The 18307-nt window shown below is 70.1% G+C and carries 9 protein-coding genes; 5 read left to right on the forward strand and 4 right to left on the reverse strand.

Features of this window, described 5'->3' with window-relative positions; translation table 11 throughout:
• The first annotated feature begins 7 nt into the window (after positions 1-7).
• A complete protein-coding gene (locus tag JNX00_RS09275; protein WP_204744772.1) occupies positions 8-373 on the forward strand; it encodes a hypothetical protein in 366 nt (121 codons plus the stop codon).
• 102 nt (positions 374-475) lie between these two features.
• Here JNX00_RS09275 and JNX00_RS09280 read toward each other — a convergent pair whose 3' ends face one another.
• A complete protein-coding gene (locus JNX00_RS09280; protein WP_204744773.1) occupies positions 476-688 on the reverse strand; it encodes a hypothetical protein in 213 nt (70 codons plus the stop codon).
• Between the two features lie 85 nt (positions 689-773).
• Between JNX00_RS09280 and JNX00_RS09285 the strand changes: the two genes are divergently transcribed.
• From JNX00_RS09285 to JNX00_RS09300, 4 genes are all read left to right on the forward strand, one after another.
• Positions 774-1580 (forward strand): HNH endonuclease signature motif containing protein, encoded by an 807-nt coding sequence (locus tag JNX00_RS09285; RefSeq protein WP_204744774.1) that lies wholly within the window; start codon positions 774-776, stop codon positions 1578-1580.
• A gap of 126 nt (positions 1581-1706) precedes the next feature.
• The gene (locus JNX00_RS09290; RefSeq protein WP_204744775.1) at positions 1707-2288 is read left to right on the forward strand and encodes a hypothetical protein; all 582 of its coding nucleotides are present in this window, start codon (positions 1707-1709) and stop codon (positions 2286-2288) included.
• Between the two features lie 87 nt (positions 2289-2375).
• On the forward strand, positions 2376-2900 hold the full coding sequence (locus tag JNX00_RS09295) for a hypothetical protein (protein WP_204744776.1): 525 nt from the start codon (positions 2376-2378) through the stop codon (positions 2898-2900).
• Positions 2901-3271: 371 nt separating this feature from the next.
• The gene (locus tag JNX00_RS09300) at positions 3272-3670 is read left to right on the forward strand and encodes a hypothetical protein (RefSeq protein WP_204744777.1); all 399 of its coding nucleotides are present in this window, start codon (positions 3272-3274) and stop codon (positions 3668-3670) included.
• Between the two features lie 88 nt (positions 3671-3758).
• Here JNX00_RS09300 and JNX00_RS09305 read toward each other — a convergent pair whose 3' ends face one another.
• The 3 genes from JNX00_RS09305 to JNX00_RS09315 are packed head-to-tail and all read right to left on the reverse strand — an operon-like array spanning position 3759 to position 18145.
• A complete protein-coding gene (locus JNX00_RS09305; protein ID WP_204744778.1) occupies positions 3759-4625 on the reverse strand; it encodes an alpha/beta hydrolase in 867 nt (288 codons plus the stop codon).
• A 5-nt stretch (positions 4626-4630) separates the two neighbouring features.
• Positions 4631-5449: an alpha/beta hydrolase gene (locus JNX00_RS09310; RefSeq protein WP_204744779.1), complete on the reverse strand. Its 819-nt coding sequence runs from the start codon at positions 5447-5449 to the stop codon at positions 4631-4633.
• 36 nt (positions 5450-5485) lie between these two features.
• The gene (locus JNX00_RS09315) at positions 5486-18145 is read right to left on the reverse strand and encodes a non-ribosomal peptide synthetase/type I polyketide synthase (protein WP_204744780.1); all 12660 of its coding nucleotides are present in this window, start codon (positions 18143-18145) and stop codon (positions 5486-5488) included.
• Positions 18146-18307: the final 162 nt, after the last annotated feature.

Below are 18307 nucleotides of genomic sequence, written 5' to 3' on the forward strand. Positions count from 1 at the left end.
GCGGGCAGTGAGAGCACTCGATTCCCGCGTTGGGCTCAAGATGAAAAATGCAAAAGCAGTGAAACAACTCTTTCACACATTGGCGGGATTGCAGGGGCACTTAGCCCTCTTCGGTAGTGGAGCAGATGACTTGTTGCTTGAGCACGGCTACTCGCACTACAAAGCAGCAGTTGAAGCAGTCCGAGCTGACCTAGAAAATCTCGGTTTGTACGAGGTGGTGCGCGACGCCGTGACTCGTTCCGAAATGCTGTCGCGCGAGAGTAAGTACGTCGAAGCTGAGATGCTGGTACTGGAGGCCAATCGCAAGCTGTCAGGAGCGTCAGGGGTTGAGGGTGACCTGCGGCACATCTACAAGGCGGCCAACGACAAGTAGCGGCGGTCACGGCGATGTTCAACAAATGACAGCTTTCGGCAAAGTCGAACTTCTGCATTGGGCCCGGAGCAGTCCTTTCCCCACGTGCCGAAAACCGGACCTTCAGTTCTCAATCGCCATGGCATCCAGCGGGCTAATCCGCAGGCCCAGCGCTTCACGCAGGCGCATTCCACAGCCGTAGAGCAGGGCGGCCAGTAGCGCCTCGGTGCCTGCCATCTGCAAAAGCAGCGTCTGAACCTCCTGGACCGTCAACACCACCATGCAACCAGTATGATGAGCTACAGGATTGATTCCAAACGTTTTTTTGGATGCCATGCGGCTTTGTGTAACGACTGCGGTTGTGGGTATCCGGTGTTTGGTCAGATAACCCACAAGTTTGGCGTCACATACTCCAACGACCATGCAACGCGTCGCAATTCCGGCAGAGGTGGCAGCAGATGTCCTGTTTCGCTCGGACCGCACATGCTGCGTATGCCGAGATCGAAATCGCAAGGTCGAGATTCATCATCTCGATGAGAACCCCCGCAACAACGAGATGGGCAACCTCATCGTCCTTTGTAAGGACTGCCACAGCGATGCACACACAACTCACGCATTCGCTCGGAACCTGAACTTGCCTCTGCTGCGAAAGTACAACGAGAGCTGGCAAGACATTGTTCGCCTCAGAATCGCACCAGGAGGTCTCGCAGCCGAGGAGTTGGAGTACAGATCGCAAGTGCTTCTAGATCTGCATCTGGCGCCGTACCGCTGGAAGAACGCATATATGGACCTCTACCCGGGGCAGTTTCGCGATTCCGTTGCTTGGGTATCAGATGGCTGGGAGTACCTGATCGAAAACTCGAAGCACACCTTCACGCAGGAGAACTGGGACCGGTATAAGCGACTGTTCTCAGCAATAGGTCCCGCCGTCGCCGATGAGATTGAACGCTTAGTGACCACGTACGGCGATGCCCTACGACCTCGGGTCAAAGTGCAGATTCTACGGACGGCGCAACATCTACGGGTCATGCGGCTTGCATACTCTCAACTTCCGGAGATCGCAAAGCAGGTCCCGGAGAACCAGAATCTCATCTTCGAGCGGCAGTTCACCCAGGTTCTCGAGACACTAATGGCACTATCCCGACTAGCCGACGCAGAGCGGAAAGCAATCGAGCCGGAACACAGCGCTCCAGGCGCAATTCTTGGGGCCTGCGCCATTGACGCCTAACCCTTCGCTCGAGCGGACCCCCACCGGCAAGGCACTTGGGCCGCGCGGAGCCCACTGCGTTCATCATGCACCGCGTGGCCCAGGCGCCTTGCCGGTGGCGTCCGCTCAGCTCAAACGTTATCCCTCATGGCAAAGCCGAAGAAGTTGAAGCAGCGGCGTGAGCGCTACTACTCGGCGCACCACACGCTCCTAAACATTGCTAAGCGGAGCCTGGCGAAGGCCGAGAAGAAGGAGCCCGGTTGGTTCAACGACACGTTCGTCGCTCTTACATTCGCGGCGCTGGCGGTTGAAGGACTCGGCAACGCGATAGGCGACAGGGTAATAGATGGCTGGAAAGACTTCGAAAGTGCCAGTCCCACCGCCAAGATGCGACTGTTAGCAGAGCGTCTGGGCGTTACCTATGACGCCTCTGCCGAGCCATGGCGCACTCTGAGGTGGCTCGGAAAGCTCCGAAATCAGATTGCGCATCCGAAACCCGAGCACATCTCAGACCAGAAGGAAATCGAAGAGCGCGACCTGGATGATCCGTTGGCCGACCGGCCGGAGTCGAAGCTTGAACGAGATATCACGATTGCGAATGCCAAGCGCTGCGTAAAGGCCGTGGAGCAAGCCATGCACGCACTCTGTGAGAACCTTCCCCCGGAACAGCGCTTTGGTTTGAGCGTTGACGGCTGGCACAGTAGCGTGAGTCTCTCGGATGAGGGATAACATGGCAGTCGACACGGACGTCCTATCGGTTGGCTTTCGCCAGCCTACTGTCCGCCGGTCCCTTCTACGTTAGGCGTCTCAAGCGCGATGACCTCGGATCTCGAGTCCTTCTACATCCTGGACGGTTGGAGCCGTGTCGACAACAACCTTGTTGTCCGGCTCGTCCCAGACTTCTTCAATCAGGAGATCGCGGTGCCCGTGCTCACTGCCTGCGTCATTGATCCTGTGGGTACCCAAAACGTAGAGTCAGCGCTAGCGCACTACCAGTCTGAGGCAATCGTGGATGTAAAGGCGACTGGAGCAACTTTGGAACTTTGGGGCGAGTACGACGAAGTACCCTTGAGCATTAGCGGCCGAGAAGTGAGCCTCGCACGCTCAGAGTACACGCTTCAAGACTACCGGCGCGTCGTCGGACAGCTTGAATCTCAACTCTCCTCAGCACATGCCGAGATCACGCGCCTTCGCAGGCACTTGCACGACGTGGAGAGCTTCGTGGTTGATCTCATCAACCGAGCAAGCGCCAAGCGCTCCATGAGCTCGCGCGACACATCGCCTTCGGATGCTCAGCTTGATGTCCTGCCCCGGGTGCTTAGGCATATCAGAGACGCCTAACCCTTCACTGCACCCGAAGTGCTACAGCGGCCTTCGCCCGCTTCCGCCCTCGGGTGAGTTCAAACGTTGAACGTCTGCTCCTGCGACAGAGAGACGTCCGCTTCTGGCCGAAAGCGCCATGCTATCCGAGGCGGGACCGGAGCGGACAGCGGGCCTCTGCGGTGTCGGCCAGAATGCGGCACATGACCATCCGGCCCAATTGGGCGCGCGGCGATGGCGACGCTGTTCATCCGCCGCCGAGTAGCAGAGATGCGCAATGACCGCAGCCAGCGCTTCGCCGCGCGAGCCGTGCCAGCTGACTAGAGCGGCTCTAGCCGAGTAGCGACCATCTAAGTTCCGCGGCAGAATTGCGCGCAACAACGGAGGGACCGATGAAGACGATTTCGTTCATGGTTGCAGCCGCCTTGATGATGGGTGGCGCCGCCCAGGCTCAAAAGACGATGCATCCGATCGAGCTTGTCAATGACGGCGGGCGCTTTTCGCAGATGGCTTGGAACGGCTTGGTCTTGATGCAGATCGACTGGCTCACGCCCGAACTGTGTGGCGCAGCCCTCAAGGGTTCTGACACGCAAAACGAAACCAAGGGCATGAGTCTGACCTGCGCGAAAAGCAGTGCGGCCACGGAACTGCCGTTTGGGGCGATTGCTGAAAATGACCTCTTGGGAACGAAGAGTCCTACGCACTTTCGTTCCAACGAGTTCTGCGTGGCGATGGAGCGAGCGGCAAGCGGTGAATCTGCCAGGCTCAAGTGCACCGGCCCCAAAAACTAGCGCATGCCTTTCCAGCGTGCCCGGCTAAATCAACGTTAGATTGCAGAGTGGAGTTGACCCCAGGCTCATCCCCTGAAGCGAGGCTACGTCATCCACTCGAAGCAGCGCCCACCCCCGGCACGACCCGCTCCCTCACCCACCCCGTCGTCATCTCGATGAACGCCCGTTTGGCCGGCCCGCTGGTGATCAGGTGGTCGGTGGTTTCCAGCAGTTCGAAGGACACCTTGGGCAGCCAGGGCTGGCCCGCGAACATGGCGGCGAACTGGCCGCGGTGGTTGAACCATTCGGGTTGCCCGCCGCAGTAGGCGAACAGCAGTTCCACGCCCTGGTTGGTGAGCCGGTCGACGCGGCCCATGAATTCGTCCTTCGGCGGCGACACCGACATCTCGCCCTTGGGCTTGGCCGGCGCGTCGTCGGGTGGCATCAGGCGCAGCTGGCGCAGCAGCATCACGCCGGCCTTCTGCGCCGAGCCCAGGAGCCCGGCGCGGCCGATCTTGAAGGCCAGCTTGCGCAGGCGCGACTGCAGCGTGGGGTAGGCGTACATGTCCCACAGCAGCACGGCGCGCATGCGCGGGTCTTCCAGCGCCACCAGGTGGCCGATGATGGCGCCCGAGCACAGGCCCACCATCACGAAGCGCGCGCAGCCGAATTGGGCCTGGGCGGCGTCCATCACCTCGCGCGTGTCGGCCACCCATTGCTCGGTGACGGAGCGGGTGCTGTCGCTGCGCTGGCTGTCGCCCAGGCCGCTCATGTCGAAGCGTACCGAGGGGATGCCCATGGCGGCGAACTCGCGCGCCAGCAGCACGTTGATGCGGTGCGGCCCGCCGCGCGGGATGACGCCGGAGTTGCTGAGCACGGCCACCACGGGCGGTGCCGCGCCAGGCGCGCCCTGGGCGGGGGTGAAGGTGGCGACGAGGTGGCCTTCGGCGCCGACGGTTCGGGTCTGCTCCTGCATGCGGGTCAATCGAGGGTGGCGAGCAGCACGCGCGGGATGTCGGGCGGCGCGATGGCGGTGCCCATGGCCTGGCTGGACATCCAGTCGGTGGGGTGTTCCACGGTGTGCAGCTTCAGGGCCGCCAGGCCGGCGTGGGCGGCCAGCGGGTGGGGCTGGTCGCCGCGCACGGCGCAGGTGATGCGCAGGCCGCGGCGCAGCGCGGGCAGCACGTTCAGGTCGGGCAGGGCGCGCAGGTCGGCGACCAGGCGCTCGCCGAAGTCAAAGCCCAGCACGTCGCCGGGCAGCGTGGGTTCGGCCACCTTGCCGCTGGCCGCGATCTGTTCCCAGGGCTGGGCGAACATCATGGCCAGCTCGGCCTTGTGGCCGGCGATCAGGGCCTGCAGGTAGCCCGGGCCGTTGAACACCGGCTCCCACAGCACCAGGTGGCGCGGCGGGTGCTTGGCCAGCAGCGCGGCGCGCAGGGCAATGACGGCGCCCAGGCCCATGCCGAACCAGTGCACGGGCGGTTCGCCGCCGCCGGCACCCTCGCCCAGGAGCTGCTCGTGCGCGGCCAGGGTGTCGCGCACCCAGTCGTCCAGCGACTGCGCGCCCTCGTCGCCGGGCGAGTCGCCGGTGCCGTGGTAGTCGAAGCGCAGGGATTCCACGCCCTCGCGCGAGAGCCGTTCGCCAGCCACGCGGAAGACGGCCGAGCTGCGCACGGCTTCCTGGCCCAGGGGGCGGCAGAGCAGGAAGCGCGCGCGCGGCCTGGCGCCGCCGTCGGCCGCCATGTGAATGCCCACCATCGGCCGGTCCCAGTGGCCGAAGTGCCGGATCGAGATCGTCATGGGTGGCGACGGTAACAGGCTTGGCTGTTCACCGCTTCAGGCGCCTTGCACCAGGCGACGCAGGCGCGACATCAGGCCGCCACCGTTCTTCGGCGGGAGGGACGGGGCATCGGTTTCGGGGGCGGTGGTGGCGCCGGCCGCCTGGCCGTCGTAGGCGGCGGCGAGCTGGGCCAGGGTTTCCGAGACGTAGCGGCGCGGGCTCACCTGTTTGCCCACGCGCTTCTCCAGCTTCTGGACCGCCTGCATGGCGCTCAGCGAGGTGCCGCCGAGGTCGAAGAAGTTGTCGTTGCGGCGGATGGCGGTGGTGCCCAGCAGTTCGCTCCAGACGAGGAAGATCTCGCGCTCGGTGGCCGTGCCCTGGAAGTGGTCGGCGGCCGAGGCGGCGCTGTCGCGGCGGCGCAGGCGCGAGGCGGTGGGCGCGAAGCGGCCCTCGGCGGTGGTGGCCAGGCGTTCGCAGCACAGCACCTGCAGGTGGGCGCGCGCGGCGGCGGGCAGGTGCTGGGCCAGGCGCTGGTCCACGCGCTGCAGCAGGGCGTCCAGGCCGGCGTCCTGCAGGCCGGTGTCGGGCTCCAGGCCCAGCAGCAGGTGGCGTTCGCCTTGCGGGCCGATCTGCAGCGCGGCGGCGGCGCGGGCCACCAGGGGCAGCTGGGCGATGTCCTGTTCGATGGCGTCGAGCGCCAGGCGCTGGCCGGCGATCACGGCGTGCGCGCCGTCTTCGCCGATGGCCTGCAGCACGCCGTCGGAGCGCCAGCGCGCGAGCGTGCCGGTGGCGCGCCAGGTGCCGTCGGCGCCGCGCGCCCACAGCGGCGCGGCCACACCGATGGCGGCCGGCCGCTCGGCCGCGTCGCCGATGCGCAGGCTGTCGGGCAGCAGCGGCTTGCCGAAGCTGTTGTGGTCGGCCGGGCCGTGCGCCCAGCCCATGGCCAGGGGCAGGCCGGTGGCGGGGTCCAGGGCCAGGTTGAGCGCGCTGGCCTGGGTGTCGGCCAGGGCCTGCATGCCTTCGGGGCTGGCCTCGCGCACGTCCAGTGCGGCGATGAGCGAGAGCGCGCGCCCGGCGTTGGCCTGCAGCAGCGTGGCCCAGCCGTTGGCGTCGGCGAAGACCAGGGCGGTGTTGTCGGCGTGCAGGGCCTCCACGGCCTCGGGCGCGCCGGGGCCGTCGGCCAGCACCAGCTCCACGCCGTGGCGCAGCGCCAGGCCCAGCAGGGCCAGCCGCAGGCCGGGGTGGCCGCCGTGGGCGACGAGGCGGTCGCCGGGCAGCAGCTGCACCTGGGCGGCCAGGGCTTCCACGGTGTCGCTCCAGCGGCGGGCGTCGGTGTCGGCGCCGCCGGGCCAGCGCAGCGCGCGGTTCGCACCGAAGGCGGCGAGGGCGCTGGCCAGGGCTTCGATGGGGTCGGTGGATGCGATCTCCACGGCCCCGCTGCCGGCGCCCAGCCGCTCGCGCGCGGCGGCCACGCGGGCCTGCAGCGCGGCGCCGTCCAGGGCGCTGGCGCCGTGGCGCAGCAGCGGCGCGCCGTCGGCGCGGGCCAGGGCCTTGAGCAGGTCGTGGCCGGCCACCGGCGCGGCGTCGAGCGCGCGCAGGCGCTCGAGCTCGGCGGCGCCGGGCAGCAGGGCGTCGGCCACGCGGCGGTTCGGGTTGTCGGCCAGGCCCATCAGCGTGGCCATGAAGCGCTCGCGCAGCAACTGCGCGGTGCTGGGCAGGAAGAGCTGGGTGTCGTACTGGATGCCGCCTTCGATGCCGCTGGGGATTTCCACCAGCCAGAAGTTCAGGTCCTCGGTGGCGCCGCGGTGTTTGAAGCGCGTGCGCTCATGCGTGAGCGGGCCCCAGTTGGCGGGACGCGCGCGCGCGTCCTGGAAGGTGAACAGGGCCTGGTAGAGGCGGCCGTGCTGGCCGGGCTGGGCGGTCTCCAGCGCGGCGGACAGGCGCTCGAAGGGCACGTCCTGGTTGGCGAAGGCGTCCACCATGGTGGCGCGCACGTGCTTGATCCACTCCAGCCAGCTCATCTCGGGCCGCACGGCCAGGCGCACCGGCAGCATGTTGTTGAAGAAGCCCATGATGGGCTCCAGGTCCGGGTGCGGGCGGCCGCGCACCGGCACGCCGATGGTGGGCTCGGGGTCGTGCAGCAGCTGCGAGGCCAGCACCGCGTACACGGCGAGGGCGACGATGCTCAGCGTGGAGCCGGTCTGCTTGGCGACCTCGCGCACGCGCTCGGCGTGGGCGGATTCGATGCGCATGTACTCGGTGCTGCCCACGCGCTGCGCGCCGGGCAGGCGCGGCAGGTCGGTCAGCGCGGCCGGTACGGGGCGCTTGAGGAACTGGCGCTGCCAGTGGTCGAGCTGGCTGGCGATTTCTTCGCCCTGCATCCATTCGTTGTGCCAGGCGGCGAAGTCCACGTACTGCAGCGGCATGGCGGGCAGCACGGGCTCGCGTTTCTCCAGCAGGGCCGAGTAGAGCGCGCTCATGTTCTCGTACAGCAGGTCGAAGGACCAGCCGTCCCACACCACGTGGTGGGTCATGAAGAAGAAGATGTGGTGGCGCTCGTCCATGCGGATGAGCCGCGCGCGGAACAGCGGGGCCTGGTCCAGGGCGAAGGGCTGGGCCACCCAGGTGGCGACGAGGTCGGCCATGGCTTCCTCGCGCCGGGCCTCGGGCACGTGGCTCAGGTCTTCGACGGGCAGCAGCGAGCAGGGCACGCTGTCGAGCGTGCGCTGCACCCAGGTGTCGCCGTCGCGCACGACGATGGTCCGCAGCGAGGCCTGGCGCCGCACCATGGCCTGGAAGGCCTGGTCGAACAGGGCTTCGTCCATGGGGCCGCGCAGGCGGTGGGCCGAGGGCACGTTGTAGACCACGCGGCCGGGGTGCATCTCCTCGATGAAGCGGATGCGCTCCTGCATGAGCGTGAGCGGGGCCTGGCGCCGCTCGGGCTGGTGCACCAGCGGCGGGCGCTGCGGGGCCTTGCCGCCGCGCTGCTCGTCGATGGCGCGCGCCAGCTTCTGCACCGTGGGCGATTCGAACAGCACGCGCAGGTTCAGTTGCAGGCCCAGGCCCTTGTTGAGCTGGCCCATGAGCTTGGCGGCGAGCAGCGAGTGGCCGCCGAGCGCGAAGAAGTCCTCGTCGGCGCCGATGGCGGGCAGCTTGAGCACGGCCTGCATGGCCTCCAGCACGGCGCGCTCGGTGTCGGTGGCGGCGGCGGTGAGCGGGCCGCTGGCGGCCGGGGCCATGGCCACGGGCTGCGGCAGGGCCTTGCGGTCGATCTTGCCGTTGGGCAGCAGGGGCAGGGCGTCGAGCAGCACCACCTGCTGGGGCAGCATGTAGTCGGGCAGGCCGCCGCGCAGGGCTTCGCGCAGCGCGGCGGGCTCGGGCGCGGCACCGGCGGCCGGCACGGCGTAGGCGATCAGGCGCACGTCGCCGGGCGTGTCCTCGCGCGCCATGACCACGGTGCGCGCGATGCCGGGCAGCGCGGCCAGGCGGGCCTCGATTTCGCCGAGCTCGATGCGGTAGCCGCGGATCTTGACCTGGAAGTCCAGGCGGCCCAGGTGTTCCAGGGTGCCGTTGTCGAGCCAGCGGGCGAGGTCGCCGGTGCGGTACAGGCGCGCGCCCGGCACGGCGCTGAAGGGGTCGGCCACGAAGCGCTCGGCCGTGAGTTCGGGGCGATTGAAGTAGCCGTTGGCCACGCCGGTGCCGCCGATGCACAGCTCGCCTTCCTGGCCGATGCCGCAGGGCCGGCCCTGTTCGTCGAGCACCCAGACCTGGGTGTTGGCGATGGGGTGGCCGATGCTGATCTTCTGCGTGGCGTCGGTGATGCGCTGAACCGTGGACCAGACCGTGGTTTCGGTCGGGCCGTACATGTTCCAGAGTTCGATCTTCTGGTCCAGCAGCTGGGCGGCGAGCGAGGGCGGCAGCGGCTCGCCGCCGCACAGGGCGCGGAAGTTCGCGGGCGCGCGCCAGCCGGCGTCCAGCAGCATGTGCCAGGTGGTGGGCGTGGCCTGCATCACGTTGATGCGCTGCTCGGCGATGAGGCGGCCCAGCACCTCGCCGTCCATGATCTCCTCGCGCTGCGCGAGCACGGTGCAGGCGCCGGTGGCCAGCGGCAGGTAGAGCTCCAGCACCGCGATGTCGAAGGACAGGGTGGTGACGGCGAGCAGGCGGTCGCTGGCCGTCAGCCCCGGCTCGCGCCGCATGGTCATGAGGAAGTTGCTGACCGCGCGCTGCGGCACCACCACGCCCTTGGGCTTGCCGGTGGAGCCGGAGGTGTAGATCACGTACATCGGCGCGTCGCCGCTGGGGTTCTGCGGCGCGGGCGGCTCGGTGTCGGGTGCGGCGTCGATCAGGGCCCGGTCGTCGTCGACGCGGATCTGCTGCTCGCGCGGCAGGCCGCTGAGCGCGGCGTGCGCCGATTCGGTGATGACCAGGCGCAGGCCCGCGTCCTCGGCCATGTAGCTCAGGCGGTCCTTGGGGAAGTTCGGGTCCAGCGGCACGTAGGCGGCGCCGGTCTTGAGGATGCCCAGCAGCGCGGGCACCAGCTCGGGGCCGCGCGCCATGCACACGCCCACCAGGTGGCCGGGGCCGACGCCGCGCTGCGCCAGCAGCTGGCCGAAGCGCCGGGCGCGCTGTTCGAGCTGCGCGTAGGTGAGCGGGGCGCCGTGCGCGATCACCGCGATGGCGTCGGGCGTGGCCTGGGCCTGCTGGCGGATGGACGCCTCGACGCGCGTGGTGACGTCGAACGGCGTGTCGGTGGCGCGGTTCCAGGCGCTCAGGCGCGGGTCGACGGTGGGCGTGGCGGCGCTGGCCGGCGCCGCCGCGGCGGGCGACCTCGGCGTGGCGGGCGCGGCCATGGCGGGCGCGCCGTTGAGCCGGTCGATCTGCGCCAGCAGGCCGTCCACCAGGGATTGCGCGCGCTCCAGGCTGAAGAACTCGGCGCTGTGGTGCAGGTCCAGCGTGAGCGCGGCGTCCTGCTCGTAGAAGTTGAAGAACAGCTCGGCCAGCAGGCCTTGCTTGCGGCCTTCGTGCAGGGCGGCGCGCAGCGGCAGGTAGCCCGAGAGGTCGACCTTGGGGTTGAGGTTGAAGTAGATGCCGGTGAGCGGCGGGCGGTCGCCGCGGCTGGGCAGGCCCAGGGCGCGGGCCAGCGTGCCCTGCGTCATGACCGGGTACTCCAAGGCATCCATGAGGTGCGAGCGCACGCGCGTGAGCAGCGCCTCATCGGTGTCCTGTGGCGAGCACGACAGTCGCAGCGGCAGGTCGAGCACGCCGTCGGCCATGAGCGGGCCATGGCGCTGCAGCGCCTGGCTGGCGTAGGGGATGCTGACGACGAACTCCTCCTGGCCGCCGCGTTCCTGGATCAGGCGCGTGACGGCGGCGAGCAGCCACTGGAACAGGGTGGCGCCGCGCGCCTTGGCGCGCTGGCGCAGTTGCTCCAGCCGCGCGCCCTCGATGCGCACGCGCACGGTGTCGGCCGTGAACTGGCGGCGCCCGGCCGGGCTGCGGTCGCCCAGGTTCACCGGGGGGGGCGGCTGCTGCATCACGTCGGTCCAGAACGCCAGCGCTTCCCGGGCCTGCGCGCTGTCCTGGCGCGCCTGCTCGGCGGCGGCGAAGGCCAGCGGCGACTCGGCGGGTTTGGCGAAGGCCGGCGCCATGCCTTGGCGGCGCGCCTGGTAGGCCTCGGCGAGCTCGGCGTTGAAGACGCTGGAGGCCCAGCCGTCGAAGATCAGGTGGCTGGCGACCACGTGCACCACCACCCGGCCGTCGGACAGCTCGAGCAGGCTGAAGGCGGCCAGCGGGGCCTGGTCGAAGGGGAAGTCGCGCCGGCTGGCCTGGGTGCAGAAGGCGTCGAGCGCGGCATCGGCGTCGGCCTCGTGGCGCAGGTCCACCTCGGCGATGGCCACGGGCTTCAACGGCTGCAGGCTCTGGCGCGGCTCGCTGGTGTCGAAGGCCAGGTGGAAGGCGGCGTGGCGCTGCGCCACGTCTTGCAGGGCCTGGCGCAGCGCGGCCTTGTCGGCGCCGCCCTGCAGGCTCACACAGAAGGACTCGTTGAGCGCGCGGCGCGCGTTGTCGTCGAAGGCGCCGACCAGCCAGCGCTCGGTCTGGCCGGGCGAAAGGGCGGCCTCGGTGGGGGCCGCGGTGGCGGTGGTGGTCGCGGGCGTGGGCTCCACGGGCTGGCCGCCGCCGGGCGAGCCGCCGTCGCGGCGCGTGATGAAGCCCAGGGCCATCAGCTCGTCCAGGGCCTTCAGGATGGTGTCGGCGATGCGGGTGGTGATCTCCTCCGTCATGGCCTCGGTCACGAAGTGGCCGAACTGCTCGTAGACGTGCAGGCCCAGGTGGCGGATGAGGTAGTAGAAGAGGCTGACGTTCTTCTGCCCTTCGTCCCAGTGCAGGCGCCAGATGGAGGCGCAGTGCACCGCGTCGCAGGGCGCGCCGCGCTGCGCGAAGCCGGCGTTGAGGCGGTCGATCATGCGCTGGGTGCGCGCGTTGATCTCGGTGTAGAAGGCCGGGCCCGCGCGGTCGATGTGCTCCAGCGAGGCCTTGGCCGCGGCCAGGGCCAGCGGGTGGCGCACGAAGGTGCCGGCGAAGTAGGTGACGCCCGCCTCGGGGTAGGAGTGGTCGCCGTACTGCCAGTGGCCGCCGTCCAGGGCGTCCAGCCAGTTGGCGTTGCCGGCGATGGCCGCGAAGGGCAGGCCGCCGCCGATGACCTTGCCGAAGGTGGCGATGTCGGCGCGCACGCCGTAGAACTCCTGGGCGCCGCCGCGCGCCACGCGAAAACCGGTGACGACCTCGTCGAAGATCAGCGCGCAGCCGTTCTGGTCGGCGATCTCGCGCAGCGAGCGCACGAATTCGCGCGGGCGGATGTTGGGGTACTTGTTCTGGATCGGCTCGGTCATGATGGCCGCGAGCTGCGGCCCCTGCTCGCGCAGCACCTTGAGCGATTCCTCGCTGTTCCAGTCGAGCACCAGGATGTTCTCGACCGCGTTGGCCAGGATGCCCGGCGCGGCCGACAGCGAGCGCAGCTGTTTGGTGCCGCGCACGATGACCTCGTCGAAGATGCCGTGGTACGAGTTGCTGAAGATGGCGATCTTCTTGCGGCCGGTGACGGTGCGCGCGATGCGCATGGCGCCCATCACGGCCTCGGAGCCGGTGTTGCAGAAGCCCACGCGCTCCATGCCGGTGAACTGCGAGATGAGGCGCGCGACGTCGGCCGACAGCGGGTGCTGCGGGCCGACCTCCAGGCCCCGGTCGAGCTGCTGGTGCATGGCCTGCAGCAGGTAGTCGGGCTGGTAGCCCAGCATGTTGGCGCCGAAGCAGGAGAGCAGGTCGATGTACTCGTTGCCGTCCAGGTCCCACAGGCTCGCGCCCTTGGAGCGCTCGACCACGATGGGATAGACGAGGTCTTTCCACATCGGGTTGAAACCGGTGACCACGCGCGGGTCGGCCATGACCTTGCGGTTGTCCTGGCTGAAGGACTTGGATTTGCCGGTGCGCGCGTTGTACTTGGCGATGAAGTCGTCGATCCAGCGGTGCTGGGCGGGCGTGAAGTCCTGCCCGGCCTGCAGCGTGAGGCGCGGCGAGGCGCCGAAGGGCTTGTCGACCAGGGCCTTGATGGAGGGCTCGCTGCCGTCGGCGCCGGGGGTGTTGCCCCCGGCGGTGGGGGCGGGTGCACTGACGCGGGCCACGGGTGCGGCCGCGCTGGCGGCGGCGCTGACGGGTGCGGCGAGCGGCGCGGGCATCGGCGCGGCCACGGCGGCCGGCGCCACCGGCGCGCCCGCGAGGAGCGCGAGCTGCTGCGACATGAGCTGCATCTGCTGCTGGATGAGCGTGTGCAGCGCACCGCCCTGGCCGGCGGCCAGCGGGGCAGCGTTGAAGGCGGGCAGGGCGACGGCTTGCGGCGCGGCCATGGGTGCGACCAGGGCGACGGCATCGGCCACGGCCGGCGCGGCCACCGCGGCCGGCGCCGGCGGCGCGAAGCGCTCGGGCGGCATCTCGGCGTCGAGCAGGGCCGCCAGCTTGTGCGTGTTGTCCAGGTCTTCCAGCAGGCGGCGGAAGCGCAGCTTGACGCCGAACACGCGCTCGATCTCCAGCGTGGCCTGGGTCAGCGAGAGCGAGTCCAGGCCCTGGTCCACGAAGCTGGCTTCGGGCGCGATCTCGTCGGCGGGCAGGCCCGAGACATCGCTGAGGATGCGTTGCAGTTCGGCTTCGACGGCGGGGATGCGACTCATGGCAATAGGGGCCTGCTGGGGTGCCGGGGCACCGGTCGATGAAAGGGTGGGGGTGGCGGAGGGCGCGCGGCGCGTGAACCAGTGGCGTTCGCCGCCGAAGGGGTAGGTGGGCAGGGCCGCGCGGCGCGCGCTCGCGGCCACGGGCCAGGCGATGTCCACGCCCGTGCACCACAGCGCGCCGATGGTGGCGAGCGCGTGCGCGGCGGGCTCGCCGGGCTGGTTGGCGGGACCGAGCAGGGCCAGGCAACGCGGCGCCGCGTTCTGCGCGCCGCGGTGCTGGCGCACCAGCGCGGACAGCGCCTGGCCGGGGCCGACTTCCAGGAAGACGCACTCGCCCTGGGCGAGCTCGGCCTGCACGGCCTGGCTGAAACGCACGGGCGCGCGCACCTGGCGCGCCCAGTAGGCGGGGTCGGTGGCCTCGGCGGCGGTCAGGGGCGCGCCGCTGACGCAGGAGTACACCGGCAGGCGCGGCGCGCCCAGGTGGGCCTTGGCGAGCGCGGCTTGCACGCGCGGCAGCGCGCCGTCCATGCTGGCGCTGTGGAAGGCGTGCGAGACGCGCAGGCGGGTGCAGTGCACCTCGCTGCTTTCCAGGGCCTTGGCCAGCGACTCGATGGCCTCGAAGGGGCCCGCGACCACGGTGAGCGTGGGCGCGTTGATGCCGGCGATGTCGATGCCTTCGGGCAGGCGCGCGCGCAGTTCGTCGGCGCCCAGGCGCACGGCCAGCATGGCGCCGGGGGGCTGGTCGGCCATGGCCTGGCCGCGCGCGACCACGGCGGCCAGCGCGTCGTCCAGCGGCATCACGCCGGCGTGGCAGGCGGCGGCGTACTCGCCGATGCTGTGGCCGATGAGCGCCGCGGGTTTGAGGCCCAGGCTGTCGAGCCAGCTGGCCAGCGCGTAGGACATGGCGAACAGCGCCGGCTGCGCGTGGCGGGTGTCGGCCAACTGGGTCGCGATGGCCTCGTCGGCCGGATCGGCCTGAACCAGCCAGGGCAGCAGGTCGGTGCCGCCGAGCAGGGGCTTGAGCGCCTCGGTGCAGCGCCGCAGGGCCTCGCCGAAGGCCGGGGCCTCGTCGAACAGCTGGCGCGCCATGCCCGGGTGCTGCGAGCCCTGGCCAGGGAACAGGAAGACCAGGCGCGGCGCGGCCAGCGCGGCGGTGGGGGACTTGAGCCCGCGCAGCGCCGCGATGGCTTGCGCGGTGGAGGCCGCGACCACGCTCAGGCGCTGCGCCATGGCCCGGCGCCCGCGCATCAGCGTGGCGGCCACGGCGGGCAGCGGCAGCTCGGGATGGGCCTGCAGGTGGTCGGCCAGGGCGTGGGCGCGCGCCAGGGCCTCGTCGGCCGTGCGGGCGGACAGCGGCAGCACCCAGCGCTGGCCTTCGGCCTCGTTGCCGGGCGAAGGCGGCGCGGCGGGCGCGGCCTCGATGACCACGTGCGCGTTGGTGCCACCCACGCCGAAGGAGCTGACGGCGGCGCGGCGCGGGGTGTCGCCATGGCCCTCGGTCCAGGGCGTGTTGCGCGCCACCACCTGGAAGGGCGTGCGCTCGAAATCAATCTGCGGGTTGGGCTGGGTGTAGTGCAGCGTGGCCGGGATGACGCCGCGCTGCAGCGCCAGCGCGGCCTTGGCCAGGCCCACCACGCCGGCGCCAGCGGCCAGGTGGCCGATATTGCTTTTGACCGAGCCGATGGCGCAGAACTGCGTGTCCGGCGTGTCCTCGGCCCAGGCCTTGCTCAGCGCGCTGATCTCGATCGGGTCGCCGAGCGCGGTGGCGGTGCCGTGCGCTTCCACGTAGCCGATGCTGCGCGGGTCGACGCCGGCGTGCTCCAGCGCCATGCGGATGGCTTCCAACTGGCCGGTGACGCTGGGCGCGGTGAAGCTGGCCTTGTCGCCGCCGTCGTTGTTGAGGCCCACGCCGCGCACCACCGCGTAGATGGTGTCGCCGGCCGCAACGGCGTCGTCCAGGCGCTTGAGCACCACCATGCCGCCGCCGCTGGCGAACACGGTGCCGCTGGCCTGGGCGTCGAAGGGGCGGCAGTGGCCGTCGGCCGACTCCATGCCGCCTTCCACGTGCAGGTAGCCCGTGGCCTGCGGCACATGCACGTTGGCGCCGCCGGCCAGCGCGATGTCGCACTGCCCGCTGGCCAGCGCGTGCCAGGCCTGGGCCACGGCCACCAGGCTCGTGGAGCAGGCGGTGTGGATGCTGAGCGCCGGGCCCTTGAGGTTGAGGCGGTTGGCGATGCGCGTGGCGACGTAGTCCTTCTCGCTCGCCAGCATGGTGGCGAACTCGCCCACCTGGCGGATGAGCTCGGGGTTCTCCTGGCGCAGCGCGAGCGCATAGGCGTTGTTGCCGGTGCCCGCGTACACGCCCACGCGCTCGCTGGTGCGCGTGTGGTCGATGCCGGCGTGCTCCAGCGCGCTGATGCTGAGCTCCAGCATCAGGCGCTGCTGCGGGTCCAGCAGCACGGCCTCGCGGGCGGAGACGCCGAAATGCGCGGCGTCGAAGCGGTCGGCGTGCTCCAGTGCGCCGTGCGCGGGCACGAAGTTCGGGCGCGCGCGCTGTTCTTCGGGCACCGCGGGATCGAGCTCGTCCGGGCGGAAATGGCGGATGCCCTCGCGGCCGTCCAGCAGGTTCTGCCAGAAGGACTCGAGGTCGGGCGAGCCTGGCACGCGCACGGCCATGCCCACGATGGCGATGCCGCCGCCGGCGTTGGCCGGGGCAGCGCGGCGCTGGCGGCGCGGCGCGCTGGCCGTGCCCGCCATGGCGGCGGCCATGCCGGCCAGGGTGGGGCGGTCGTACACGTCGGCCACGCCGAGGGTGGTGATGCCCGCCTCGCGCACACGCGAGACGAAGCGCATCACCAGCAGCGATTTGGCGCCGATGTCGAAGATGTTTTGCTCGTCCGCAATGCGTTCGACCCCCAGCAGTTCGCACCACAGCCGGCGCGCCAGGGCCAGCGGGTCGCGGGCGTCCAGCGGGCTCGCGTCCATCGTGGGCAGGGGCAGGCCGCGGCGGTCGATCTTGCCGCTGGGAGTGACGGGCAGGCGGTCGAGCACCACGTAGCGCACCGGCACCATGTACTCGGGCATGCGCGCGCGCAGGTGCTGGCGCCACAGAGGCGACAGGCTGGCCGCGTCGCCCGCCGCGCCGGGGTTCAGAACCACATGCGCCACCAGCTGGCGGCCCGCGCCGGGCAGCTCGGGCGCGGTCACCACGGCTTCCTTCACGCTCTCGTGCGCCATCAGGGCGAGCTCGATCTCGCCGGGCTCGATGCGAAAACCATCGACCTTGACCTGCTGGTCCGCGCGGCCCAGGTAGGTGAGCACGCCGTGTTCGTCGCGGCGCACCAGGTCGCCGGTGAGATACCAGGTGTGGCCACCGGGGCCGGGCTCGGGGCCGACGTCGGTGCGGAAGCGCTCGGCGCTCAGGTCGGCGCGGCCCAGGTAGCCGTTGGCCAGGGTTTCGCCGCCGAGCAGCAGTTCGCCCACGGTGAAGCCTTCGCCGTCGTCGTGCGCTTCGCGCAGGGCCACCTGCACGTGCGGCAGGGCCTTGCCGATGGGGGGGATCTCGGGCCACTGCGCCGGGTCGCCGGTGAGGTCGTGCGCGGTGACGACGTGGCTTTCGGTGGGGCCGTAGTGGTTGTGCAGTTCGGCGCCGGGCAGGCGCTGGAACAGGGCGCGGATGGCCGGGCTCACCTGCAGCTGCTCGCCCGCGCTGACCACTTCGCGCAGGTGGCGCGGCGCCTCGTCGCGCGAGGCGTCGGCGATCATCTGCAGCGCCACGTAAGGCACGAAGAGGCGCTCCACGCGCAGGTCGATCAGCGCGCGGTGCAGCAGGGCCGGATCGCGGCGCTGGGCATCGGGCACCAGCACCAGGGTACCGCCCGTGGCCACGGTGGAGAAGATCTCCTGGAAGTGCACGTCGAAAGACAGCGGCGCGAACTGAAGGGTGCGCGCGGCCTGGCCCAGGCGCGGGTGCGCCACGTGCCAGTGGATCAGGTGGCGCAGCGGACGCTCGCCCATGGCCACGCCCTTGGGCCGGCCGGTGGAGCCGGAGGTGAAGAGCACGTAGGCCAGGTCGGGTTCGGCCGCGTGCAGGCCCGAAGCGGTGGGGGCGGGCCGCTCCAGCGTGGGCAGCTCGCCCACGCGTTCGCGCAGCAGGCCCAGGGCCGATGCCTCGCCCACCACGGCGCGCGGGCGCGCGTCATCGAGCATGGCGGCCAGGCGTTCGGCGGGGTACGCCAGGTCGAGCGGCACATAGCCCACGTCCAGGTGAGCGGCGGTGAGGATGTGGACGATGGACTCGGGCGACCGCGTGGCGGCGATGGCGATGCGCTCGCCACCGCGCACGCCCGCCGCCCGCCAGCGGCGCGCCCCGTCTTCGACGCGGGCGAGCAGTTCGCGGTACGTCAGCGTCTGACCGTCGGCGGTTTCCAGGGCGGGCCGCTCGGGCCAGGCCCGCGCCGCCTGGACGAGCCATTCACCCAAACGGGACACGCGCCGTGCCGATGGTTCCGTTTGAGCTTTCTTGTCCATCCTCACCTCGTAGAACCAGAGCCGGAGAATCTAATACAAAATAACGCCACTCGAAACCGACTGTAACAACGGCGTTCCCGAAGGCCAATCGCCGCGGCCGCGCGGTTGTGAACTTTTTGACGG

The sequence above is a fragment of the Hydrogenophaga sp. YM1 genome (assembly GCF_016903055.1).
In the GTDB taxonomy this organism is placed as follows: domain Bacteria; phylum Pseudomonadota; class Gammaproteobacteria; order Burkholderiales; family Burkholderiaceae_C; genus Hydrogenophaga; species Hydrogenophaga borbori.